A 252-nucleotide genomic window follows, 5' to 3' on the forward strand; every position below is an offset into this window, starting at 1 on the left:
GCCTCTTCAGCCTGCAGGATGAATTCGTCCGGTCGGATCGGGCCGCGCACCGGATCGTTCCAGCGGATCAGCGCCTCGGCGCCGCTGATCCGGGATTCGGAGTAGTCCCACTGCGGCTGATAGGCCAGCCAGATGTCCCCGTTGCGCATGCCCTCGTCGATCCGCGCCAGCAGCGACAGTTCCCAGCCGGCGTTGGCGAGGCGCTTGGCCTCGAAAATCTCGACTGTGCGGCCATGCTTGAGGGCGTCGGTC

The 252-nt window shown here is 66.7% G+C and carries 1 protein-coding gene; it reads right to left on the reverse strand.

Features of this window, described 5'->3' with window-relative positions; all coding sequences use genetic code 11:
- Positions 1–252, reverse strand: a 252-nt coding sequence (locus ABFX56_RS16230) for an EAL domain-containing protein (protein WP_346234386.1), incomplete at both ends; no start/stop codon positions are given.

The sequence above is a fragment of the Parafrigoribacterium mesophilum genome (assembly GCF_039652555.1).
GTDB classification, from domain to species: domain Bacteria; phylum Actinomycetota; class Actinomycetes; order Actinomycetales; family Microbacteriaceae; genus Parafrigoribacterium; species Parafrigoribacterium mesophilum.